21 protein-coding genes are annotated in these 24,089 nt (G+C 44.4%); 6 read left to right on the forward strand and 15 right to left on the reverse strand.

The genetic code is table 11. From position 1 onward, the window contains the following. Positions 1 to 53: 53 nt before the first annotated feature. Complete coding sequence (locus tag TPSD3_RS13525) at positions 54 to 2,735, reverse strand: bifunctional acetate--CoA ligase family protein/GNAT family N-acetyltransferase (RefSeq protein WP_086489040.1); 2,682 nt, start codon at positions 2,733 to 2,735, stop codon at positions 54 to 56. A gap of 177 nt (positions 2,736 to 2,912) precedes the next feature. On the opposite strand from TPSD3_RS13525, the gene mlaD reads away from it, so the two are divergent. The 4 genes from mlaD (at position 2,913) to erpA (ending at position 5,070) form a co-directional block, all read left to right on the forward strand. Continuing rightward, entirely contained in the window at positions 2,913 to 3,389 is a 477-nt protein-coding gene (mlaD, locus tag TPSD3_RS13530; RefSeq protein WP_086489041.1) for an outer membrane lipid asymmetry maintenance protein MlaD, read from the forward strand. A 91-nt stretch (positions 3,390 to 3,480) separates the two neighbouring features. Next, positions 3,481 to 4,134, forward strand: coding sequence for an MlaC/ttg2D family ABC transporter substrate-binding protein (locus tag TPSD3_RS13535; protein WP_086489042.1), 654 nt, complete (start codon positions 3,481 to 3,483; stop codon positions 4,132 to 4,134). 85 nt (positions 4,135 to 4,219) lie between these two features. After that, on the forward strand, positions 4,220 to 4,513 hold the full coding sequence (locus TPSD3_RS13540; protein ID WP_086489043.1) for an STAS domain-containing protein: 294 nt from the start codon (positions 4,220 to 4,222) through the stop codon (positions 4,511 to 4,513). Positions 4,514 to 4,704: 191 nt separating this feature from the next. After that, complete coding sequence (gene erpA / locus TPSD3_RS13545) at positions 4,705 to 5,070, forward strand: iron-sulfur cluster insertion protein ErpA (RefSeq protein ID WP_086489044.1); 366 nt, start codon at positions 4,705 to 4,707, stop codon at positions 5,068 to 5,070. Between the two features lie 68 nt (positions 5,071 to 5,138). Here erpA and TPSD3_RS13550 read toward each other — a convergent pair whose 3' ends face one another. The 14 genes from TPSD3_RS13550 to TPSD3_RS13620 form a co-directional block, all read right to left on the reverse strand. Continuing rightward, positions 5,139 to 5,597 (reverse strand): c-type cytochrome, encoded by a 459-nt coding sequence (locus tag TPSD3_RS13550; protein WP_140048565.1) that lies wholly within the window; start codon positions 5,595 to 5,597, stop codon positions 5,139 to 5,141. A gap of 235 nt (positions 5,598 to 5,832) precedes the next feature. Continuing rightward, the gene (locus TPSD3_RS13555; RefSeq protein ID WP_086489046.1) at positions 5,833 to 6,669 is read right to left on the reverse strand and encodes a substrate-binding periplasmic protein; all 837 of its coding nucleotides are present in this window, start codon (positions 6,667 to 6,669) and stop codon (positions 5,833 to 5,835) included. Between the two features lie 23 nt (positions 6,670 to 6,692). Then, complete coding sequence (pedF, locus tag TPSD3_RS13560) at positions 6,693 to 7,256, reverse strand: cytochrome c-550 PedF (protein ID WP_086489047.1); 564 nt, start codon at positions 7,254 to 7,256, stop codon at positions 6,693 to 6,695. Positions 7,257 to 7,327: 71 nt separating this feature from the next. Next, positions 7,328 to 9,127, reverse strand: coding sequence for a methanol/ethanol family PQQ-dependent dehydrogenase (locus TPSD3_RS13565; protein WP_280938429.1), 1,800 nt, complete (start codon positions 9,125 to 9,127; stop codon positions 7,328 to 7,330). A gap of 360 nt (positions 9,128 to 9,487) precedes the next feature. Next, a complete protein-coding gene (pqqA, locus tag TPSD3_RS18165; RefSeq protein ID WP_086489618.1) occupies positions 9,488 to 9,559 on the reverse strand; it encodes a pyrroloquinoline quinone precursor peptide PqqA in 72 nt (23 codons plus the stop codon). Between the two features lie 304 nt (positions 9,560 to 9,863). Then, positions 9,864 to 10,775 carry a hypothetical protein gene (locus TPSD3_RS13580; RefSeq protein ID WP_086489049.1) on the reverse strand — a complete coding sequence of 304 codons (912 nt, stop codon included), beginning with the start codon at positions 10,773 to 10,775 and terminating at the stop codon, positions 9,864 to 9,866. 175 nt (positions 10,776 to 10,950) lie between these two features. Beyond that, positions 10,951 to 11,559 carry a Holliday junction branch migration protein RuvA gene (gene ruvA / locus TPSD3_RS13585; protein ID WP_086489050.1) on the reverse strand — a complete coding sequence of 203 codons (609 nt, stop codon included), beginning with the start codon at positions 11,557 to 11,559 and terminating at the stop codon, positions 10,951 to 10,953. 7 nt (positions 11,560 to 11,566) lie between these two features. After that, positions 11,567 to 12,565, reverse strand: a complete 999-nt coding sequence (locus tag TPSD3_RS13590) for a diguanylate cyclase domain-containing protein (RefSeq protein WP_086489051.1) — start codon at positions 12,563 to 12,565, stop codon at positions 11,567 to 11,569. Positions 12,566 to 12,787: 222 nt separating this feature from the next. Then, entirely contained in the window at positions 12,788 to 13,189 is a 402-nt protein-coding gene (locus TPSD3_RS18170; protein ID WP_086489052.1) for a pilin, read from the reverse strand. A 1,213-nt stretch (positions 13,190 to 14,402) separates the two neighbouring features. After that, positions 14,403 to 16,754, reverse strand: a complete 2,352-nt coding sequence (locus TPSD3_RS13600) for a type IV pilus secretin PilQ (RefSeq protein ID WP_086489053.1) — start codon at positions 16,752 to 16,754, stop codon at positions 14,403 to 14,405. 96 nt (positions 16,755 to 16,850) lie between these two features. Next, positions 16,851 to 17,336, reverse strand: coding sequence for a pilus assembly protein PilP (locus TPSD3_RS13605; protein ID WP_176329878.1), 486 nt, complete (start codon positions 17,334 to 17,336; stop codon positions 16,851 to 16,853). 113 nt (positions 17,337 to 17,449) lie between these two features. Next, positions 17,450 to 18,064 carry a type IV pilus inner membrane component PilO gene (locus tag TPSD3_RS13610; RefSeq protein WP_086489055.1) on the reverse strand — a complete coding sequence of 205 codons (615 nt, stop codon included), beginning with the start codon at positions 18,062 to 18,064 and terminating at the stop codon, positions 17,450 to 17,452. An 8-nt stretch (positions 18,065 to 18,072) separates the two neighbouring features. After that, the gene (locus TPSD3_RS13615; RefSeq protein ID WP_086489056.1) at positions 18,073 to 18,660 is read right to left on the reverse strand and encodes a PilN domain-containing protein; all 588 of its coding nucleotides are present in this window, start codon (positions 18,658 to 18,660) and stop codon (positions 18,073 to 18,075) included. Between the two features lie 18 nt (positions 18,661 to 18,678). Further along, positions 18,679 to 19,764, reverse strand: coding sequence for a pilus assembly protein PilM (locus tag TPSD3_RS13620; protein ID WP_280938430.1), 1,086 nt, complete (start codon positions 19,762 to 19,764; stop codon positions 18,679 to 18,681). 303 nt (positions 19,765 to 20,067) lie between these two features. On the opposite strand from TPSD3_RS13620, the gene TPSD3_RS13625 reads away from it, so the two are divergent. Continuing rightward, complete coding sequence (locus TPSD3_RS13625; RefSeq protein WP_140048566.1) at positions 20,068 to 21,966, forward strand: response regulator; 1,899 nt, start codon at positions 20,068 to 20,070, stop codon at positions 21,964 to 21,966. Further along, positions 21,959 to 24,082 carry a GGDEF domain-containing response regulator gene (locus TPSD3_RS13630; RefSeq protein ID WP_086489059.1) on the forward strand — a complete coding sequence of 708 codons (2,124 nt, stop codon included), beginning with the start codon at positions 21,959 to 21,961 and terminating at the stop codon, positions 24,080 to 24,082. Before TPSD3_RS13625 ends, TPSD3_RS13630 begins: the two co-directional genes overlap by 8 nt. Positions 24,083 to 24,089 lie beyond the last annotated feature (7 nt).

Genomic DNA, 24,089 nt, shown 5'->3' on the forward strand with positions numbered 1-24,089 from the left:
ACCCCAGGGGCGAACCCACTGGTTCGCCCCAATTCATTTTGAACAAAACACGCTTACAACGGACGTTGCACCAAAGTAATGCTGCGATCTTCGTCATCAATGGATGTGCTAAAACCCAGTTTATTCATCAATTTTAACATGCCATAATTATTGGTTAAAACCTCGCCTTCAATGGTTTTTAAACCGCGGGATCGGGCTGCCGACATTAAGCAATTCATCAACTTATGTCCCAAACCTTTACCCTGCATTTCATCAGAAACCACTAAAGCAAATTCACAGGTTTCTCCATCAGGATTAATCGAATAACGCGCCACACCCACTTGCTTATCTTCGCCCTGATCATCGCGTATCACTGCAATTAAAGCCATTTCCCGATCATAATCAATTTGCGTAAAGCGCATTAACATCACCGGCGTTAATTCTTGCAATGTCTGCATAAAACGAAAATAACGCGATTCATCCGATAAATTACGCACAAAAACCTTTTCCATTTCGGCATCTTCAGGACGAATCGGACGGATAATTAAATCCGTACCATCAGGCAATTGCCATTGAGTCACCAAATGCGTGGGATAAGGATGAATCGCCATGTGCGCATAACGATCTGGCCCTGGCATATAATGCTGCACCACAATGCGCGCATCCACCGCAATCGCACCTTGTTCATCGACAATTAACGGATTAATATCCATTTCCTTAATCCACGGCAATTCGCACACCATCTCAGAAACCCGCAATAACACCTTTTCTAAAGATTCCCGATCCGCCGGCGGAAAATGACGAAATTGATCCAGTAATTTCGAGGCTTTGGTGTTCTCAATTAAAGTCCGCGCTAAATAACGATTTAAAGGCGGTAAACTAAAATTAACATCGCCTAATGCCTCCACCAACGTTCCCCCAATACCAAAACTAATCACAGGGCCGAATAGCGGATCGCGTACCACACCGACCATCATTTCTCGTCCATGGACACGATTTTCCATGCGTTCAATGGTGACACCGTCTAAATGCGCTTCGGGGCGTTTTTCTAGTACGGATTGCATAATGCTTTTATACGCATCGCGTACTTCTCGCGCACTGGTTAAATTTAACCGTACGCCACCGACATCGGTTTTATGCGAAATATCGTGAGAATTAATTTTAACCGCAACAGGAAAGCCAATGGATTCCGCCATGACTAAGGCTTCATTGACGCTGCGGGCAATGGTGGTACTGACCACGGGAATTCTAAACGCGCCTAACAACGCCTTAGATTCCATTTCGGTCAACACCTTACGCCGCTCTGCCAATACGCTTTCAATGATCATCCGTGCGCCTTCAACATCAGGCGGATCGACGCGTCCCAGCGACGCGGGCGTTTGTAATAATAATTGTTGATTGCGATGATAAGCCGATAGGTAAAAAAACGCTTCTACAGCGGCTTCGGGCGTGCGAAAATCGGGAATATGCGCTTGTACGAACCAATGACGGCTTTCTGTGGTCTGTTCTCCACCCATCCAACACGCTAAAACGGGTTTAGTGACTTTTTTCGCCAATTCAGCAATGGCTTTTGCGGTTTCTAAGGGTTCACTGACCACATGCGGCGTAAGAATCACCAAAACGGCATCCACGCCCTTATCTTCCAAACAAATCGACAAAGCTTGGGCGTAAACATCGGCTTTGGCATCGGTACAGACATCAATGGGATTGGCACGCGACCAAGCGGTCGGTAAACAAGCACTTAATTTGTCTAAACTGACTTGTGATAAATTCGCCAAAGGAATGCCCAAATCCGCAGCGCGATCCGTCGCCATCACGCCGGGACCGCCCCCATTGGTAATAATCACCAATTGATTGCCTTTGGCTTTGTAGCGAGAAGCCAGCGTTTTTGCCGCCGCAAACAATTGTCCAAAAGTGTAAACGCGAACAACACCTGCTCGTTTCAACGCGGCATCAAAGGCATCATCCCGGCCAATCAATGCGCCACTGTGCGACATGGCAGCGCGGGAAGTCGCCTCATGTCGTCCGCCTTTAATCACAATCACCGGTTTAACCCGCGCCGCCGCACGTAATCCACTCATAAAACTACGCGCCTGATGAATCCCTTCCACGTATAATAAAATGCCATGCGTTTGCGGATCAGACACCAGATAATCTAAAATTTCGCCAAAATCCAAATCCGCCGATGTTCCCAAAGACACCACGCTAGAAAATCCCACGCCATTAGGCACAGCCCAATCTAAAATCGCGGTGCATAACGCACCCGATTGCGACACTAAAGCCAAATTACCTGCTTTGGGCATTGACTTGACAAAAGTGTTGTTTAACCCAATCGAAGGTCGAATTAGCCCCAGACAATTCGGGCCGAGAAAGCGCAGCCCATAACGCTTGGCCGCATTGAGCAGATTTTTCTCTAACTTAACGCCCGCAGGCCCCGTTTCCCGAAAACCCACCGACACAATCACGGCCGTTTTCACCCCATATTGACCGCAGGATTCAATAATGGAAGGCACAACTTTCGCGGGGGTAATAATCACAGCTAAATCAATGGGTTCACTGATTTCTTGTAGATTTTTATAAACCTTTTGCCCTGTAATTTCTTCGTATTTGGGATTAATCGCGTAAATTTTCCCTTTGTAATCGCTCTGGAGCAGGTTTTGAAACACGATAGAACCCACCGATTCTGGATTGGCACTGGCACCAAATACCACGATAGAACGCGGTGTAAATAAGGGATGTAAATAATGTTTACTCATAAGATCATTCACCAACAATACGTAAAAATGAATTTAAAATGCTAGTATAACCAAAAATTCGCTTCTGGTGCGATGCAACATAAAAAGACTGGCTTATAATAGCGGTTTTGATGTGAAACACCTCATCTCACCGATTTTATTTTAAAATAAACTACATCTAGTCACGACGGAGCAATCATGCAAACAAAATGGATAGAAATTTGGGTCGGCGTATTTGTCGTGCTTGGCTTTGCGGCCTTGCTGATGCTGGCGATGCGTGTCAGCAATTTGGGGGAGGCATGGAATCGGGATCAAGGTTATCAAGTCACGGCGCGTTTTGAAAATATTGGCGGCCTCAAGGTGAAGTCCCCCGTGCGGATGTCGGGAGTTCGGGTGGGACGAGTGACGGATATTCGGTACGATGATACGTTATATCAGGCTGTTGTCACGATGACCATTGAGCCGCAATATCGCCGTATTCCTTTGGACACCTCAGCCGCTATTTACACCTCTGGCTTGTTGGGCGAGCAGTATATTGGGTTAGACCCGGGGGCCGATATTCATTACCTCAGCGACGCACCAAACAGTGAATTGATGATCGCCCAGTCTGCCATTATTCTTGAGCAGCTAATCAGTCGTTTTTTGTACAGCATGGCAGCGGGTGAAAATAAATAAATAAGGGGGACTTGTATTTTTTTGCATAAATGGGTATCCTTATAAGGTATTACCCAAACTTTTGTTTTTTATTATTTGTTAAGGAGTCACTATGAAACAACTGCAACGAGTGGTCTGTGGGCTGTTGCTGGCGTGCTTTGCCGTGGGGTCTGTGGTGTTTGCGCAGAGTGGGGATGCGGCACGCGATGTGGTGAAAAATACCACCGATCAGATGTTGACCGCTTTAAAAGCTGAACGAGAAAATTTGGAAAAAGACCCAGCGGGTGTGTACCGTTTGGTGGATCAGATTGTGCTGCCCAATTTTGATTTTGAGCGTATGTCCATGTTGGTGTTGGGGAAAAATTGGCAGCGGACTTCGGATACCCAAAAACAAGAATTTGTGCAGGTTTTTCGTGATCTGTTGGTACGAACCTACGCGGTGGCCATTGCCAAAGCGGTGTTAAAACCCGGTAGTGATGTTGAAATTGAATACTTACCGGTTTATGCCGATACTGCTTCTCGTTGGGTGACGGTCAAAACGCTGGTGAAACACGAAGGGAACACTTTTGCGATTGATTATAACGTGTATCCCACCGATCAACGCGAATGGAAGGTGTTCAATGTGGTGGTTGAAGGCATCAGTTTGGTCACCAATTACCGCACAGAGTTTAACAACGACATCAGTAATATTGGGATGGAACGGTTGATTGAGAAAATCAAAGCCCGCAACGAAGCAGAAATGAATCGCGCCATCGAAACCCAATAAAAAAACGGCTCCGATGAATCACGGATATTGCTGTTTTAGCAATATCCGTTTTGTTTTGTGATAGTAAACCCGTAGAGAGGACAATATGACAACAGCAGCCATCTCTGGAGATCAAGCCATTTGGCAATTACAAGGAGAATTGACTTTTGCCACCGTGTCGGATGTTTTGGCGATGGTAAAACAACGTCAACAACAATCAGGCTTCCCACAAACGATTGATTTAAGCCAAGTTAAACACACAGACAGCGCGGGTGTGGCCTTGTTATTAGAGATTTTGCGCTTATGTCAAGAGAAACCACCCGTGTTTCAACATATCCCAGAACAGATGCGTAAAATTGCGCAAGTCAGTGGGGTGGATGGATTTTTGAGTGGCGTTTGATTTTTCACAAGGTAAAATAGTTTCAATAAGTTAGCTTTTAATTCCACTTAAAAATGTAGGCTTTTTAAATACTTAGACCTTGACATTAACCATCTTACACTCTAACTTGTCAGAGATGAACCTGCAATCGCTAGACGATTGTGTGGGGATAGGGTGAGCCGATGGTGATTTAATTTTTTTGGAGAAATCTAATGAGTGTTGTTGCAAGTGCTATTGCAGAAGAAATCCCTCCAGCCTTGTTATTTACTGACAGTGCTGCGCTTAAAGTGAAGCAGTTGATCGAAGAAGAACAGAATGATGAATTGATGTTGCGTATTTTTGTGCAAGGGGGAGGCTGTTCTGGATTTCAATACGGTTTTACGTTTGATGATCGGGTACAAGACGGCGATACGGTGATTGAAAATCAAGGGGTTAAGTTATTGGTTGATCCCATGAGTGTGCAGTATTTGACGGGAGCGGAGATTGATTATACAGAAAGCCTAGAAGGCTCTCAATTTGTGATTCGCAATCCCAACGCGACCACGACCTGTGGTTGTGGTTCTTCGTTTTCTGCGTAGTCATTGATTTTTCGATTTTTCAAAAGGACAATCCCGCGTTGGATTGTCCTTTTTTATTGGATTATAAATTACTTGGGTTGAGCATTGACTGCGGCTTGTGCGGCTTGCGCACTGGCTTCGTCTAGCTTCAAAATCCACGTCAACATGGTTCTGACATGCTCTTCACTGACTGTCACCATGGGCGGCATGGCAATGCCAGCAGCCTCTTCTTTCCAATGCTTGCCGTAGGGATTACTGCCATGCAGTACGGTGTATACCAGTTCTTCAAACGCCGCCTCATTACCCGCATAACGTTGGGCAACCAGAAGGTAAGGAGGGCCAAAAGGTAAACTGGCCGCGCTATCCCCTTGCTTTGACTTCTCTTGTACACTGATGTCATGACAGTTCAAACACGCATTGTTTTTTAGCAGGGTCAACATCTCCACATCTACTGTGGTTTCGGGTGATTCCACGGCTTCTGTTGCCCACGCAGCCCCGTTGAACAGCAACCCTGCTGCACACGCGGCAATTAATGACATCTTTTTCATGGCTTCCTTCTTTCGTCTCATCGGACAATACAAAATGAATAAATAGAAATAAAAAATATAGGGATGTGGTTTTTATCCAGAATTCGCTGTTCTAAAGCTGATTAATTAGACACGATAAAACACGACTTCCACCTGAGTTATTTTAGCAATAGATGCGTGTTAATTAAAGATTCACGCCCTGCATAAAATGGTTCTATGATTTTATGCAAGGCGACAAGCCAACGTGACCACAGGGCTAGTTGACGGCGGAAGGTTCAGTGTAGGTTAAACCATATTCGCTAAACCATTGCTTTAGCTGTCCATTTTTTCGCAGGTCGGCGACAATCTCGCTCAACTGTTGTGCCAATTCAGTGTGATCTGCTTTGACGGCAACCCCAATATCCCATTGACTGTTAAATCCGCGCATCTCCAAGGCTTGCAACGTCCAATTTTCGGCCAAAGTTCCTAACTGACCTTCCAACTGTCCCCGCATCCCCACCAAAGCCGCAATTTGACCCGATTTGAAGGCATTCACGCCTTCAATAAAATCAAGATAATGCAACAAACTGGGGGTTAATTCCCCTTCAAAAATGCTGCTTAAATAAATCGATCCTAAACTGTCAATTTCCGCACCGACTTTATGATTTTTTAAAATGCGCAGTTGATGCACAGCGGGAATTTGGGTGCGGTCAAACACAATCATCATTTGTTCATGGGCATAAGGCGCGGCAAAGCGCACACGCGGTTGTTTTTCGGCATAAACCAGATCGTAGGGAACACGCAACATGACATCAGCCGTTCCCCCACCCAAGTAATGTCCGCGCCACACCGCATTACGCAAATCGTCAGACATACTTTCGTCTGCTGTAATCCACATATAATCCACATTAACGCCCAATCCCTGCGCCAATGCCCGTCCCAACTCTACATCAATCCCCTTTGATTTGCCTTGATCGGTGTAAGAATAGGGCGGGAAATCTTTGTAAATGGCAACGCGCAACGCGCCTTTTTCTCGAATGTCTTGCAATTCTGTGGCGAAAACATGGGAACTAAAGCACACAATTAATACAGCAAAAGCAGTGATCCATTTCACGCCGTAACCTCCTCAAGTTTCGCTTATTTTTGGTACAAGTGTACCAGATGGGATTTGACTTTTAACTTGGTGTCGCCAACCTCAGCACATTCATCGTTATCCGCATCCACCTGATCTGGACTGCACAGCGTGGAAACAAAAGCCCAAATTGACCATAAGGCCTCTTGGCTGATTTTATCCGCCATGGCTGGCATGTACACCGCACCATTTCGTACAACACCATTGACCACGCGAGAAGCAAATAACTCATCCCCATCAGGAATTTCATATTTGCCTTCAGGTTCATCAGGATTTTCGACCAAATCCGCAAAAGTTGCCCGCAAATCAGGCGCAATCCCGCCAGAAACCGCTCCCATTCCATGACACATGGCACAGTTCTGCGCGTAAGCTCCCTCACCGATCTGCACTGCTTTTGCATTACCGTAATAAGGATTTTGTTCTACCCATTGATCGCCTAACAGGGGTTCTAACCCCGTAATGTCCACTTTCTGTGGGGTGACGTTGCCGTGCGCCCACAGCGCACCCGTCAAAACAGTAAACATCAAGCCGGTGGCCACAGCCATTTTTTTTACGTATCGATTCATCATAAATTGTATCACTCAAAACAGTATAAAATTCACAGCAGACTGAAATGGGTTTCAGTCTGCTCTATTTTCAGTTATTGCGATAAGGCAGAGCGGTGTAATTTGAACACCCAAACAGAACCGCCTTGATTTAACTCACGAATCCGTTTGGCGACTTCTCCCCCCCACAAAGGCACAGCTCCACCCCAACCGGATAAGACGGCAATGTATTGTTGTCCGTCCATTTCCCAAGTGGCAGGCACACCAATCACACCTGAACCCGTTTGGAACTTCCACAACTCCGCACCCGTCTCTGCATCAAAGGCTTTAAAATAACCCTCTGGCGTACCCGTGAAGACCAAACCACCCGCCGTCGTCATGATACCGCCCCACAACGGTGCTTCATTCTTATATTCCCACTTCCACTCACCGGTGACGGGGTCAATGGCGCGTAAAACACCAATGTAATCTTCATACAGCAATTTCACCGTAAAACCCGCACCTAAATAAGCCGCCCCTTTTTTATAGGTAATTGGCTCATTCCACAAATCCATTCCCCACTCATTCAATGGTACATAGAAAAGTTTGGTTTGTGGGTTATAAGCCATAGGCATCCAGTTTTTCGCTCCTAAGAACGAAGGCGAGGCAAATACAGATTCACCTTTTTTGCCGTCTTTGGAAGCAGCAGGATTACCCGGACGCAATCCGGTTTCCACTGGGCGACCCGTTTCTAAATCAATACGTTCTGCCCAACCCACTTGAGTGACTGTTTTGAAGGCATTTAGCAATTTACCGTTTTCACGATTGATGACATAGAAGAAACCATTACGGTCAGCTTTACCGCCGGCTTTAATCACTTGGCCGTCTTTTTCATAATCAAACGGAATAAACTCATTCACCCCGTCATAATCCCAACCGTCATTAGGCGTGGTTTGGTAATGCCACTTAATCACACCTGTGTCTGGATCAATCGCTAAGGTTGATGTAGCAAATAAATTGTCACCGGGACGAGTATGAGAGTTCCAAGGCGAAGGATTCCCCGTCCCTATGAAAATAAGATTGGTCTCTGCATCATAAGTTCCACCCAACCAAGGCGCACCGCCTCCGGTTTGCCACATGTCTCCCGGCCAAGACATAGGCAGGTCAGCTCCTGTAATTCCGTTGTCTTTTCCGTCCAAAGTTCCCATGTGACCTTGAATCACAGGGCGACTCCACACCAATTTACCCGTCAACGCGTCGCGGGCTTCCACCTTACCCACAACACCAAATTCACCACCAGAAACGCCAGTGATAACCTTGCCTTTGACGATCATGGGAGCAGCGGTGTAAGAATAGCCCGCTTTATAATCGCCCAAACGCTCGCGCCACACGACTTTGCCCGTAGACTGTTTTAACGCCACCAATTGGGCATCTAAAGTGCCGAAAATAACCAAATCACCATAGACTACCGCACCCCGATTAATCACGTCACAGCAGGGCATAATTCCATCGGGCAGACGATGATTGTATTCCCATAATTCTGTCCCGGTGCGCACGTCAATGGCAAATAAACGAGAATAAGATGCGGTGACAAACATGCGTCCGTCATGAACAATCGGTTGGGCTTGTTGACCGCGTTGTTTTTCTCCCCCAAAAGAAAACGACCACACAGGGACTAAATCCGCTACGTTTTCTTTATTAATTTGGGTCATTGGACTGAAACGTTGTCCTTGTAAACCTAAACCATAGGTTAAGACGTTCTCAGGGGTATTGTGGTCATTGAGAATGTCCTCGTCGGTCACTGGCACAACGGCAGGCTCTTCAGCCCACGTCGATGTCCCCGTGAAACCAAGTGCGCCTACCATTAATGCAGCGGCAATGCGGCGGGTGATCAGAGAACGTTTTGTTAAATTCATGCGTCATCTCCTTTAGCGGGAATGGATGGGTTATTGTTGTGAGTAAAAAACAGTTTAGCTTGGGCGCAAGAACAATGCCAATACAAAATATTATGACTAATACACTGTTTTTAATAGAAATTTTTTGGAAAAAATCAACGAAAATTCGCCAAATCCACTGTGCCATAATTGGGACACTGTAAAAATCAACGGGGCAAATTGTTTCAGAGTTGCAACAGGGAATCTGTTTGTTTTAGCAGAGGGGATTTTTACAATTTTGTGCAGAATGGCGCAAATGAAACTAAGGCCAATTTTTGGATAAAATAAACCCTTGTCAGCCGCTAAAATCGCTTTAGAATCAACTAACAAGGGAAATTTTTTTTAACGATTGCTGATGTACATTGTGACTTCAAAGCCAAAACGCATTTCGGTGTAAGCAGGTTTAATCCACATTGAGTTTTCCTCCTAAGAAGGTGTTGGTTAGGGAGAGAGGTCAAACGCAGTCTCTAGCGATTTGCGGCTTTTTTATGCGATCCGCGTGACTATTCTGGAGCCTGCTTAATCAAGTGTAATGGTTCAATCTGGAGATTGCAAACTCAGTTGAGATGAACTGGGATGGGAATTATTTTATTTTTTGCAAAAAAAAGGTGTTTTCCAGAATTTTTAGGAAAACACCATGAAAAAATCAAATTTTTACGTTATTTTGTAAAAACAGGGGATTAAACCATTCAATGGCAAATTTCCCCTGATGATGACATTAAGCAGCTTCTGCTTCCTCGTCTTCCTCTGTTTCAGAACCTTCTTCTGCTGAAGTTTCAGCAGGTTCTTCGCTGGCTGGCTCTTCGGCAGCGGGTTCTTCGCTGGCTGGCTCTTCAGCAGCAGGTTCTTCACTGGCTGGTTCTTCGGCAGCAGGTTCTTCAGTGGGTTCTTCGGATTCACCGGTGTCGCCTTCGGCTTCTTCCTCATCATCAAACAAATAATCCCACTCGCTGGTGTCTTCACCGTCAACCACTTCGTCAACGAAACCATCTCCACCCATATCCCCATCAACCATGCCATCTCCGTCAGCATCTTCTACGTCCGCGGCGGCTTCAGCACTGATTTTAATACGAGTAACACTGACTAACGCACCAAATCCTTCATACCAATCGCCAATTTTAGCCGCATCGCCACCGGGTTTTACCAGTACTAACGCCAGTTGGTAAACGCCCGCAGGAATCGCTGAAGTGTCAATAACACTTTCAACTAAGCGGCCTTCTCCCAACATTTTCACAGGAAAAGCCACCGCACTGCCACCCGGTACGTACATCAATACTTGGGCTTCGGCTTGTTTGTTTAACAAGGGTTTTAAACTGGCTGGTAATGCCAATTCGATGGTCATGGTGTCACCGGCATAAAATACTTGTTTGTTGGCTTTGATTAAGCCGGGGCGAGAACCGGGTTTACCCAGCACTTTGTTTAAAATCGCGCTGGCTTTTTTCGCCTTTTCTGCGGGGGCAAGCAACATGGGCTTGTCGCCGGGTTTTTCAGGTTTAGCGGGTTTGTCTGGAGCAGATAATGGTGGTTTTCCTGCATCTTCTGGCTTGCCTTGCGCGAATACTGCGCCGCCGGCAAAAGGTAAAGCCAATGCAACGGCCAATGTCAGGGTTTTGATAGTAAAACTTTTCATGAAGAATAACCTCTTAAAATTGAGTTTGGATTGGGGCTATTATAGGTGACTTTAGTGAAAAACACCATGAGGTTTTTACCCAAAACGAATTAAGATTTATCCTGATACCATTTATCGGAATATTTGCACATTTTCTTAAAAACTAAACTTTTCTTTTTTAAGAATGCCTAACTTTTCACAAAGCCGCTTTTAACGCCCGACGAATTAAATCCTCACTGGTGGCTGTGGGATCGTAAATGGCATTGACCCAATGGGTCGCATCTTGGGGTTTGTAACCCAATGCAATTAAAGCACTAATGGCATCATCTTGAGGGCGGGTCACGCCTTTATTTATCGGCGCAGAGGAAAAATCAGCGATACGTTGGGGATCGCTCGAAAGGCTTGTGTCCAAACGGTCGCGCATTTCTACAATTAAACGTTCAGCGGTTTTTTTACCGACTCCGGGAATGCGTATTAATCCTGTACTGTCGTTTTGCTGCACGCAACGTAAAAATTCTTGCGCATCCATTGCCGATAAAATACTTAACGCCAATTTTGGCCCCACACCATTCACGCGAATTAAGCTACGAAATAAGTGTCGTTCGCCTAATGTCATAAAGCCGTATAATATGTGGGCATCTTCACGAATACTTAAATGAGTATATAGAATAATTTCCTGTTGCAATTCGGGTAATAAATAAAACGTAGATAGCGGAGCTTGCAATTCATAGCCAACGCCTTGTACGTCGATCATAAGATCAGGGGGGTGTTTTGCGATAAGAAGACCGCGTAATTGTCCTATCATTCTTGTTTTACTCGACAGTTTTAGTGACGATTTGATTTCGGCCTTGTGCTTTGGCCAAATAAACGGCGTGATCGGCGTGACTTAATAATTGTTCTGGGGAATTGTGGCCGTTAGGTAGAATGCTGCTTACACCAATGCTCATGGTCACTTGTTGTGACACTTCTGAGGTTTCATGTGCCAGTTTTAATGCAGCCACATTGTCCTGCACCCGTTGCGCCACATGAATTGCGCCGACTGTCGGCGTGTCAGGCAGGATAAAAATGAATTCTTCCCCTCCATAACGCGCCACCAAATCGCTGGGACGATACACCGCTTTCGACAAAGCAATAGCCACTTGTTTTAAACACTCATCTCCAGCAACATGCCCGTAATCGTCGTTATAACGTTTAAAAAAATCAATGTCGCAAAACAGCAAGGAAAGCGGTTTGTGGTCACGTAACATTTGTCGCCAACTTTGTTGCAAATATTCGTCGAAACGCCGCCGATTGGCCAGTAACGTTAAACCATCTAAAGTTGCCAATTGTTGTAACGTGCGATTGGCTTCACGCAGTGCCAATTCAGCTTCTTTGCGGGCTTCAATTTCTTCTAATAGGCGGGCGTTTTCTTGTTCTAACTGTTGTTGTAGGAAGCGTAGTGTCAGGTGAGTGTGAATACGTGCAAGCACTTCTTCTTGTTGAAAAGGTTTGGTAATGTAATCGACCGCGCCTAAGCTGAAACCATGTATTTTATCTTCAATATCACTGAGCGCGGTCATGAAAATAATGGGGGTACGTTGGCAGATTTGCTGATGTTTCAATCGATCACAGGTCTCAAAACCATCAATTCCATTGGGCATCATGATGTCTAATAAAATCAGATCAGGGTGTTCAGACAACGCGATTTCAATGGCGGATTCGCCCGTTTGTGCGACTAAAATTTCATAAGATTCCTTACTAAGTAATTCAAACAACACGCCTATATTTTCTGGCATATCATCCACAATGAGTATTTTGGCTACACATTTCATTGCCTTATTTCCCGTCGGTAAAGCGATTTTTCAGGGGGGTAGGGCATGATTTTAACACCACTGGCGTGGCTTCTCACTTTCTTTCACACGAAAAAAAACGCCCCTAAGTTTTTTGCTTAGAGGCGCATTCTACTTTTGAGAGAGTTTAACATCTCTCATCTCCTAACGCCTTATTTGCTTTGTTAAAAGTCGAAAAACTAAGGCGATTTGGATAGTTAAGAATTATTTACAGTTAGAGGGCAACATGCCTACTTCCATACCTGCATGAGTACAAGTCCAAGTTTTCTTGGTTAAGTCATATTTCAGTTGTAACTGACCAACAACTTTAGGATCGGCGAAAGTTGCACCGTAGGTCAAAGCGTCCACTTTGGTGACGGCGTTCACATATTTACCTGCGGTTTTACCACCGATTGAACCGATTGCAGGCAGTTCTGCTGTTCCTTTAGAAGCCATAAATTCTTCGGCTGGAGTCTTCAAACCACCGAGTAATTGTACGCCTTCAGATACTTTAGCGCGTAACAGATAATCTGTATAAGCAGGAATAGCAACGGCAGCCAAAATACCAATAATAGCCACAACGATCATCAATTCGATCAATGTGAAGCCTTTTTGCATCGTTTTCATGAGTTTTCTCCGTGAGAAGTGAGGTGAGTAAAGAGTCTGAACATTTAAGCCGTGAGCGGCTACTTTACCGTTTTGATCCCATCTAATCCGACGGGGATCAACAGAGCATTGTGCCACTTCTTGGAATCAAATTCAAGTCCGTAAAGTCTCAAGCAAGTCCCATACGGGGTTCAACCACTAAGACAAAAACTCCAGACCACTCACCGTAAGATGGGGATCGAAGCAGGACATTTCTATCCTTGCATTAAAAGCATTTAGTCCATTAAGTATCCCCCGTACTTGATTCTTTATTATGCAGTAATTATACCAAAAGTTTTTTTTATTTAAAAAACAAATAGTTATGTTTAAAGCGATTAAGTAGTTAAACAAAAATATTCAGCCACTAAAACCGTTCAGGATTTTGACTTTTCTACCGCCCCCTACCCCCTCCTGCTAGGAGGGGGGAAAGAGATGAGGTTATTTTAATAATAAAAACAACCTCTTACTCCCCCTCCTAGCAGGGGGGGGCTGGGGGCGGTAGAAATATTGATATGCCAGATTATTTTCCTTTAGGTACTTATATACTGTTGTTTTTGACCATTTTGCGCAAAAACTGTTGTTTTTGACCAGAGAATTTCTTATTAAAAACAATAAATTATAGCGTAAAACAAGCAAAAACTGTTGTTTTTGACTAGAAAATTTCTTATTAAGAACAATAAGTTATAGCGTAAAAAAACTGTTGTTTTTGACCAGAGAATTTCTTATTAAAAACAATAAGCTATAGCGTAAAACAAGAAAAAACTGTTGTTTTTGACCATTTTGCGTAAAAACTGTTGTTTTTGACCAGAGAATTTCTTATTAAAAACAATAAGCTATGGCGTAAAACAAGCAAAAACTGTTGTTTTTGACCATTTTGCGCAAAAACTGTTGTTTTTGACCAGAGAATTTCTTATTAAAAACAATAAATTATAGCGTAAAACAAGCAAAAACTGTTGTTTTTGACCATTTTGCGCAAAAACTGTTGTTTTTGACCAGAGAATTTCTTATTAAAAACAATAAATTATAGCGTAAAACAAGCAAAAACTGTTGTTTTTGACCATTTTGCGCAAAAACTGTTTCTCTTGCTCCTGTGTTGGCACGTGCGCGGGAGAGATTTTTAATCAATTAAAAAAGGGGAATAACTGTTTGTTATTCCCCTTTTATGCCTTAATTAAAATCGATTAAAATCGCTAAGTTAAGACCGTTCCCGTATGATTTTGGGCGTGACGAAAATGAGTAATTCGCGTCGGCTGGTCTCTTTCTGGGTTCGTTTGAACAAGTTACCGACTAAAGGTAAATCACTAAAAAATGGTACACGAGTGACGCTGTTATTGCGGTTTTGTTGGTAAACGCCACCTAACACCACTGTTTCTCCATTGTCCACTAAGACTTGTGTGGCGATTTCACGCTTGTTAATGGCACGCTCACCAGTGGTCAGTATTTGCTGTCCCATTTCGTCAGAAGTCACGAGCAAGTCCATAATAATGCGATCATCCGGAGTGATTTGCGGCGTAACTTCTAATTGTAAAACAGCATTTTCAAACTGAGTTTGCGCCCCTTGATCAGAGACAGTACGATAAGGAATACGTTGTCCTTGTATAATCGAGGCTTTATGCTGATTGGCTGTGATCACCTTTGGTGTGGCTAAAACTTCCGCTGTCCCATCGGTTTGCGAAGCTGCTAATTCCAATTGTAATAAATAACTGCCCACCTTTCCGATGGCTAAACCCAAAGCTCCCGCCGGATCCCCCACGGGTAAGCGCACAATAAAGTTTTCTTGCGAGTTGGAATTGAGATAGTCACCAGAAAAAGTATTGCCACCTGAGGTAAATGCCGTTCCTTCTGAATACACCGTGTCCCCTTCCAACTTCCCGCCCATGACAATACCATGACCATGACCTAAGTCTTGATTCAAACTATGCCCAAATTTTACCCCCAACTCTTTAGCAAACGTGTCCTCCGCAATCACCACTCGTGATTCAATCAACACTTGCCGCGAGGGAGTATCAATGGCTTCGATCAATTGACGAATGTCTGTCAAATAAGATTCCGTATCTTGAACGATTAAAGTGTTAGTCCGCTCATCAAACGAGACGCTTCCCCGATCCGAAACAAAACGTTGCGCCTGATCCGCTGTCCCCCCTGAATATAACAAGTTAGCTAAATCTTCGGCTTTAGCATAATTAATTTGAATGTATTGAGTGCGTATGGGTTCAAGTTCTTTAATTTCTTTTTGTGCTTGTAATTCTTCTTTATCGCGGGCATCCAGACTTCTTTTCGTATCAATAATAATGACGTTTTGCCCGAATTTACGTTTAGCCAAGCTTTTCGCTTCTAAAATAATATCCAAAGCCTGATCCCATGGCACATTTTGCAAGCGTAAAGATAACTTATCGCCTTGATTCACATTATCCGTGATCACCACATTAAACACTTCCCCAGAAACCTCTGGACTTAATAATAAATTTAAAGCAGAACGAATTTGAATATCTTGGAAATTAAAATTCACATTACGTCCCGTATAAACAGGGTCTTTACTGCGTAAACCGCGTGATTCTTCTTCAGGTTCAACGGGACGTTCATTAATTTTAATAATATATTGTCGCCCAGTTTGATTTGCAAAATAATCGTAGCGCACTCCTTCACGCATCGTCACCAACATTCGCGCATCTTTACCTTGGGGATAAGCATCAACCGAATTCACCGGCGTAGCAAAATCAGTCACATCCAAACGGCGATCTAAATGAGATGGTAACACGGCATTTTGAAACACCACTTCAATATCTCGATCTCGACGACCGCGATTAATGCTGACAATTTGATTGGGATTGGTCACTTCTACAATAATCCAACCTGCCCCATCATCGTTACGCCGAAAATCAACCTGCGTAATCGCAGGCCCCGTAGGCAGAGGTTCTGCCAAAGGTTCTGCGGCTGTTGAAGCCTCAAACACAGGCGCAAGCTCTGCGGGAGGAATGTAAGCGGCAACGGTTTGCGTGGCGGGCGGTGGCATTGTGGGACGATGTGCGGCAGCGGCTTGTTGAGTCACCATGCTGACGGGATCATTTCTGTCACCGGCCGCCGTAGAACTCCCCCCCATCGCTGTCCCGTCAATCGCCACAAAAATCTTATTACCCACTTGTTGAATGTCAAAAGGAGACATGCGCAATAAATTAATCACTACTCGCACTCGATCTTCTGTCTCCACTGCCCGCACTTGCTGCACTGCTCCTGCACTGATATTTACGTTGCGTTCGGTGGTGTTTAGACTGGTATTAGGAAAATCAAGCACAATACGAGCAGGATTATCCGTGGAAAAATGAGGTGGAGCGGCGTTTAAAGGGCTGGCCAATTCAAGCACTACTTGTATTTTATTACCGGGTAAACTGGAATGACCCAACCGCTCCAGACGGTTATAGCTTTGTGCCTGACTGGTTTGATTCAACAAAAGCAGCAGCAGAGTGCTTAGGAACAAGTTAAACAACAAGCGTCTCGGCGGTTTATTCCAATCCCAACTCACGCCCGTGAAATAATCGAGGGTTTTCATGTTAATGCGTTCCACTGTATGAATGATGAATGGTGAGTGACGAATGATGAGTTATTTTAACTGCCAAAAATAATTCATCATTCAGAAAGGCTAGTTTCAACGTCCGGGTTCAGGCAGGACAATCTGGGCGGGCTGTTCACGCCAGCAACCCCGGTCGTCTTGTCGTAATTCAGTAATTTCAACTTTGGCTTGGGTAATATACTCAACCCGGCCGTAATGCTGCCCAACAAAGTCCCCCACTTTAACCACGTGGGTCAATCCCTCCGTATCTTCAAGTACTACTTGTAAATCACCCGATCCGCCCGCCAGCGTGCCAACCATCGTCAAAGAATCCAATGGCATTTTTTCTAAACCATAGCGATTACGGTAAATAATATCTGGCGGAGTACCACAAGCAGGGTCTAGGACAATTTGCGCCGTGGTATTCTGATTTTCCTCGTTACCGCTGATTGGGCGGAATGGATCACGCAGATGATTCTGGTTATACACCACAGGTGGCACGAGGGTAATGGCAGGAATGGGATCAACTTGAGGGTTTTCGCGTTGATTAATACGGTTAATGTATTCCTTCAGATCGGACATATCCGGCTCACCACAACCGACAAGCACAACGGTTAACCCCATGAGCAACCCATATCGTAGTCTTAGCGAAGGAAAGGAGGAAAAATAGGATGTGATATAACTGGGCATGTTGACTAAACTCCCTTATCCTCTTCTTCTTCCTCACGGATATAATAAATTTTAGCCACCATTTCCATGGTGATGTTTTGAGCGACTCCTGCGGCCACATTGCGTGGCGCACTGATACTGATTTCTTCTTGCGTCACAATACGCGGCATCGCCGCGACGTTGCTGACAAAACGCCCAAACGCATGATAATCCCCACTCAAACGCAAGGTGATAGGCTGTGTCACATAAATTTCTCCAGTGACTTCGGGACGCGGTTCAAACAATTGCACTCGCAAACCACTGCCAATTGCCGCTTGGGAAATATTTTGAATCAAATCGCCCACATCCGCTTTACTGGGTAAACTGCGTTGTAAATCGGCTAAAGAAGCTTCAATTTCAGCTAATTGGGCTTTTAATTGTGGTAAACGTGCTGCACTGAGTTGTTTTTCTTCAAAAGTGCGGCGTAATGTGTTTTCCTTATCTTTTACTTGCTGTAATTGTGCGATTTGGTTTTGGGTATCGAAGTAATAACCCGCAAATAAAGCCCCACCAAATAAAACAGCCACCACTATTGTTTTTGCTAAAATCGGCCAATTACCGATATTGGCAGGGTCTAGGTTATTTAATTCGTCTAAATTCATGACGACCTCTACTCTTCTTCTGTGGGTTTACGGGGGCTTTCCAGTTTGACGGACAAGGCGAAAAATTTCGATTCGCGGCCACCGCCCCGATCACCGGGACTGCGGCGGCGTTCTTCTTCCCGAATAATCTTGGGCGCGGGTTGCGCCAACCACTCCGAAGCGTCTAAATCCCGCATCAGAGAAGCCACCCGCGCATCCGATTGCGCAAAACCTTCTAAAATCAATTGTTCTCGCTCTTGTTTAAGCAAAATAAAATGTACCCCTTCAGGTACGCGCTCAACAATTTCGCTTAACAGATGCACGGGACGATTACGGCTGGCCTCTAAGGCTTGGATGGCTTCCATGCGCTGTACCATGCGTTTTCGTTTTTGTTGTAAGGTTTTGATTTCTTCGATTTGCTTTTCTAGGCGAGCAATTTCTTGTTCTAACATTCGGTTGCGGGCTTCTTGGTAGTTGATCAGGCTTTGCATGTAGGTGTGAACCCCCAACACAATCAGCCCCGCTATCGCTAAACTCACGCCGACAATGATACCAAAACGAATTTCACGTTCTCGCTTTAAAGTATCACGCCAAGGTAACAGGTTAATATGCGCCATGACTGAGAATCCTAAAAGTTAGCGTCTTGCGTCAAAAGTACGCAAAGCAAGGCCACAAGCAATCATCAGAGCCGGTGCATCCGTCATCAAGGCTTTTTTACTCACCCGTGAAGCCACTGACATGGCTGCAAAAGGGTTAGCGATGTTGATATGTCCGCCCACTCGACTGTTGATGTGTTCAATAATGCCGGGAATGGAAGCACACCCGCCTGCCACTAAAATGTGCGATAATTTGCCATAAGTAGAAGTTGAGTAATAAACTTGGATCATTCGGGCAATCTGTTGTGCCATTTCCATTTTGAAAGGTTCTAACAGTTCCGTTTCGTAATCGTCGGGCAAGCCTCCATTGCGCTTGGCTAGGTTCGCTTCTTCGTGGCTTAGACCATAACGGTGGTGAATTTCCTCGGTTAAGCGATGGCCGCCGAACATTTCTTCACGAGTAAATACGATCTTGCCGCCACCCAAGACATTCATGGTTGAGGAGGTTGCGCCGATTTCGATTAACGCCACGGTTTCTTCGGGGCCGATTTCGGGGTCGTTTTCTACCACCAATTGTAATGCGTTTTCTAAGGCATAACGTTCAATATCAACCACTTTGGCTTTTAAGCCGGCAATTTCCAAAGCGGCAATGCGACTGTCTACATTTTCCTGACGACAAGCGGCCAGCAGAACATCTACCCGATCAGGCTCTTTTTCGTTGGGACCGAGAACTTCAAAGTCGAGATTGACTTCATCCAAGGGATAAGGAATATGTTGTTCGGCATCCACTTGAATCGCGGCCAACATTTCATCATCGGTCAAACCACCGGGCATACTGATGGTTTTGGTCATCACCGCAGGGCCTGCCACCGCCACCGCCGCAAATTGGGCGTGAGGTTTGGCACGACGGACAGCCCGTTGAATGGCATCACCGACGACTTCTACTCCTTCTTCGGTGATGTTTTTATCCTCGACCACTTTTTCGGGCAGAGGTTCCATGGCGTAGCTTTCGACACGATAACTGGCAGCACCTTTGCCTGTGCGACTCAGTTCTAACAGCTTAACCGCCGTGGAACTGATGTCAATTCCCATGATAGGGTCTGGTTTAAGACTGAAGATTCCCACGTTTTTTCCTTTTAAAACGTTTAAGTTATCTAGGATTTATGCGATTATACATTAACCTTTGCGTCTAAGTATAGTCAATACCTAGTAAAAACCAAATTTATTGATTTGTACATTTTACCAAGTCGGCGCGGAAATAATCACAAAATACTAAAATCTGGATGTGATTTGTGTTTCGGGAAATGAGATAAATGATTTAGAAAATGAAGAGAATAATGTACATTTGCGGTTCAAACTCATTGACAGGATGTTAAATTGGCTTTGTGTTACCTATTCTTGTTTCTGCTGGGCCTGATCCCTTTGGGGGTGTGGTATAAGCGTCGGATGCGGCGGGCGATTAACTCGCTCACCGTAGCCGTGCAACAGACTTTGCCTCAGGGAAAAGGGTATCGCTCACCCGAACTTCCCCACGAATGGTCATCTTTGCAACAGGCCTTACAGGAATGCTTTCAACAGGTTTATCACACCGAACAACAACAGCGTCAACATCATGTGTGGTTACAACACGCCATCGACAGCACCAGCAGTGTGCTGTGGCGGTGGGATGGGCAAGAGGATTTGGTATTTCTTCCCTCAGAATATATGATGCCTCCCTGTTTTTCTCTGTGGCTTCAGCGGATTCATTCCGAGGATCGGCCGCGAGTGGCGGAGGGGTTGCGTCGCCAATGGACAGAGCCGCCGGTGCCGTTTCAATTCACCTATCGTATTCAAAATCTAAAAGGCGAATGGCGTTGGCATCAGTTATCTGGTTTAGCACAACGCAACTCCGCGGGCGAAACCCAATGTTTTATCGGTTTGTATCGAGACACTACAGATGAACAGTCGCTGGATCGGGCTGTGCGCACGCTCGCCCAAACCTTGCCATTAAAAATAACCGATTATGCCCAAACCTTATTGTACGCTCTATGTGAGTTACATCATGCGTCGCAAGGGATCATTATTTTATTTTCCTCGTCAAGCAGTGAGCAGGCGGTGGCGTGGGTGGTTTGGCGCGATGGTCAGTTACAATCAGATTCCAATTTTTCTCCCGCTACGTTTACTTTGGAACAATCTCCGTATGCGCAAACCTTAAAACAAGGTTCATTGTTGATCAATCAGCATTTATTAGGTCATTATCCGCGGGTGCCGCCATTTGACAATGTGCCTTTACACAGCTATTTGGGCAGTTTGTTAATTGCGCCACAAAATGATCGACTGTTGGGTATTATTGCCGTGTTGGGAGTGCATCCGTTGCACGTGGAAAAGTCGGCACGTCATCTTTTTAGTCGTTATGCGCGGCGATTGGCGTTTGAATTGGCGCGTCTTTCTGCTGATCAGTTTGATGGACTGCTTGGGGTTGAGCGGAACAATGTTAGACTGCCTCCTTCCCGCTTGCCTGCTGAAACCCCATCGAATCCTCCCCGAAAAATGGGAGATGTTCTGGTGGTGGATGACAGTCCGATCAATCAGGATATGGTTGCCAGTATGTTAAAACGCTTACATTATCATTGCGATACGGCGAATAATGGATTAAATGCTTTACAATTTTTACAACAACACCATTATGATGTCGTATTAATGGATTGTGAAATGCCAGAAATGGATGGTTACACCGCCACGCGCCAATGGCGCGCTTATGAACAAGCGCATCAATTGGCACGTACCCCCATTATCGCGCTCACCGCTAACGCCTTAGCCGAACATCGACAAGTTTGTGTGGATGCGGGAATGGATGGTTTTTTGACCAAACCGCTGCGGTTTAAAGTGTTGCGTGATACTTTAGCACATTGGACGGAATCTTCTATGAGCGACTCTCCTCTTTCTCCAGACTGCCTTTCTGAATCTCGTCCAGCGGAGGAAGCCACGCCGTGTAAACAATTACCCGTTTTAGAGCATAGTGTGTTGCAAAATCTGCAAAAGATCATGGGGGTGGATTTGTACCCTTTATTGCAACAATTTATTTATACTTTGCCTGCGCAGGTGGTGGAATTAAATGATTTATTTGCTCATGCGCAATGGGAAATGTTGGCACGCAAAGCCCACCGTTTAAGAGGAGAAAGTCTACAAATTGGGGCGATGCGTATTGGTCAATTGTGCCAATTTATTGAATTAGAAGCTAAATCTAGTTCAATATCCCCTGAATCTTTATCCATTTTATTACCGCAATTAAGCACCGAATTAACCGCATTTACCACTGCGATTTCGGAGGTTCTTCCCCATGACTAATTCAATTCGTCCTTTAATTTTAGTGGTGGATGACGCGCCACTGATGCGGGGAATTTTGGAAAGCGTATTGCGTAAGTACGGCTATGAAGTAGAAACCGCACAAAATGGACTGCAAGCGATTGATTTTGTTTTAGAATTTAGTCCTGATCTGATTTTAATGGATGCTGATATGCCGGTATTGGGGGGGGTGGAGGCTTGCGCGCAAATTCGATCTTTACCCAATGCGGAAAATTTGCCGATTGTCATTGTCACCAGTTTTACTGAAAGTGAATGGATAGATCGAGCGTATGCAGCGGGCGCGACTGATTATATTACAAAACCTGTCAATTGGGCAGTATTGCGTAATCGTATCAGTTATATTTTAAAAGCCAAACGTGCCGAAGAAGCCTTGTTGGATGAAAAAGAAAAAGCCGAGGTCACATTGGCATCGATTGGCGACGGGGTGATTACCACAGACGCATTGGGGCATATTGAATACATGAATCCCGTTGCCTGTCGCCTTACTGGATGGGAATTGGAACACGTGAAAGGGCAACCTTTAAACGATGTTTTTTTCATCTTAGATGAACTGTCGCAACAACAAGTTTTTCTTCCCATTGAGCAATGTTTAACCCAAGGTAAAGTGGTTGAATTAGAAGGCAATACTGTTTTAGTGCGTCGTGAAGATAATGTTTATTTTGCCATTGAAGATTCGGCTGCTCCCATTCGGGATCGTAATGGTCAAATTATTGGTGTGGTTTTAGTGTTTCATGATGTCACTGAAAATCGCAAGATGACTTTAGAATTAGCTTACCAAGCTCGACATGATGGTTTAACGGGACTTTATAATTTATTAGAATTTAATGAGCGTTTATTTGCCATTTTAAATCAAGAAAAAAAAACAGATCAGATTCAACATCATGTTTTAGTGTATTTAGATTTAGATCGTTTCAAAATTGTCAATGATACGTGTGGTCATGAAGCGGGCGATCAATTGTTGCGTAATGTGGCTGTGTTATTAAAAGAATGTTTGGAACGAAATAAGGGAACAATGAATGCCACATTAGCGCGTTTGGGGGGCGATGAATTTGGATTATTATTAGAAAATTGTGAGTTAGAAGCGGCTTTAGTGATTGCGCATCAATTACGTCAAGAGATAGAACAATTTCGTTTTTTTTGGGGTAAAAATGGTGATGTGCCGAGTTTATTTACCATTGGGGTGAGTTTGGGGGTGTTGCCGATTCGTTCGGATGCGGTGAATTTACAAGGGGTATTGGCAATGGCTGATGCGGCTTGTTATGCGGCGAAGAATTTGGGGCGCAATCAAGTGCATGTGTATCAAGACAATGATCACACTTTATTTGAACGCCATCAAGATATTCAATGGTTGGCTTTAATCAATGACAGTTTAAAACGTCCTGATGGTTTTATTCTTTTTTATCAAGAAATAAAGCCGCTTAATATGCCAGAATCGGGTTTGCACATTGAATTATTATTACGAATGCAAGAAACCGCAGGGCGTTTGTGTTTGCCGGGGGCATTTTTATCGGCAGCGGCGCGTTATGGTCTAATGCCGACGTTGGATCATTGGGTGATTCAACACGCCATGCGACAATTATCTGAAAACCCTAATTTATTAAATGCTATTAAGTTTATTAATATTAATATTTCAAGCTATTTATTAAATGATAATGAAATATGTGCTTCATTATTTAATCGGCTGATTGAATTCCCGCATATTGCAAAAAAAATATGTTTTGAATTGCCAGAAACGACGGTTATTACTGATTTGTCTCGTGCCAGTCAATTTATGCGACGAATTAAAGAATTAGGTGGTGCGATTGCGATTGATGATTTTGGTTCGGGATTGGCATCATTTTCTCGTTTGCGTCATTTGCCGATTGATTTTTTAAAAATAGATGGTGATTTAATTCACAATATGACTGAAGATAAGTTAAACGATGAAATGGTGCATTCTATTCACCGCTTGGCACAATTATCGGGAATAAAAACCATTGCGGAAAGTGTAGAAAATGATGATATTTTAACAAGTTTAGCCCAAATTAAAGTAGATTATATTCAAGGTTATCAAGTGGGACATCCTGTGCCATTAAAAGTGCTAATCGCAAAGCTTTAACGAGAAT

Origin of the sequence: Thioflexithrix psekupsensis, assembly GCF_002149925.1 — a bacterium.
Lineage (GTDB): Bacteria > Pseudomonadota > Gammaproteobacteria > Beggiatoales > Beggiatoaceae > Thioflexithrix > Thioflexithrix psekupsensis.